The 1,101-nt window shown below is 53.0% G+C and carries 1 rRNA gene; it reads right to left on the bottom strand.

Features of this window, described 5'->3' with window-relative positions:
• Positions 1–1,101: ribosomal RNA gene (locus tag ACFRAL_RS17450) — 23S ribosomal RNA — on the bottom strand; the annotation flags it as partial.

Raw genomic sequence — 1,101 nt, 5'->3', positions numbered from 1 at the left:
GGGTCATTTTGCCGAGTTCCTTAACGAGAGTTCTCTCGCACACCTTAGGATTCTCTCCTCGCCTACCTGTGTCGGTTTGCGGTACGGGCACCTTACATCTCACTAGAGGCTTTTCTTGGCAGCGTGGAATCAGGAACTTCGGTACTATATTTCGCTCGCCATCACAGCTCAGCCTTAATGGAAACGGGATTTGCCTATTTCCCAGCCTAACTGCTTGGACGCGGATATCCAACAGCGCGCTTACCCTATCCTTCTGCGTCCCCCCATCGTTCAAACGATGTATAGGTGGTACAGGAATATCAACCTGTTGTCCATCGCCTACGCCTTTCGGCCTCGGCTTAGGTCCCGACTAACCCTGAGCGGACGAGCCTTCCTCAGGAAACCTTAGGCATTCGGTGGACGGGATTCTCACCCCTCTTTCGCTACTCATACCGGCATTCTCACTTCTAAGCGCTCCACCAGTCCTTCCGGTCTGACTTCAACGCCCTTAGAACGCTCTCCTACCATCGACACCATACGGTGTCAATCCGCAGCTTCGGTGATACGTTTAGCCCCGGTACATTTTCGGCGCAGAGTCACTCGACCAGTGAGCTATTACGCACTCTTTAAATGGTGGCTGCTTCTAAGCCAACATCCTGGTTGTCTAAGCAACTCCACATCCTTTTCCACTTAACGTATACTTTGGGACCTTAGCTGGCGGTCTGGGCTGTTTCCCTTTCGACTACGGATCTTATCACTCGCAGTCTGACTCCCAAGGATAAGTCATCGGCATTCGGAGTTTGACTGAATTCGGTAACCCGGTAGGGGCCCCTAGTCCAATCAGTGCTCTACCTCCGAGACTCTTACCTTGAGGCTAGCCCTAAAGCTATTTCGGAGAGAACCAGCTATCTCCAGGTTCGATTGGCATTTCACCCCTACCCACACCTCATCCCCGCACTTTTCAACGTGCGTGGGTTCGGGCCTCCATTCAGTGTTACCTGAACTTCACCCTGGACATGGGTAGATCACCTGGTTTCGGGTCTACGACCACGTACTAAACGCCCTATTCAGACTCGCTTTCGCTGCGGCTCCGCCTCTTCAGCTTAACCTCGCACGGGATCG

Source organism: Microbacterium sp. NPDC056736 (genome assembly GCF_042790415.1).
Lineage (GTDB): Bacteria > Actinomycetota > Actinomycetes > Actinomycetales > Microbacteriaceae > Microbacterium.
Note: the sequence above shows the minus strand (reverse complement) of the source record. Positions and strands in the feature narration are given on the sequence as shown.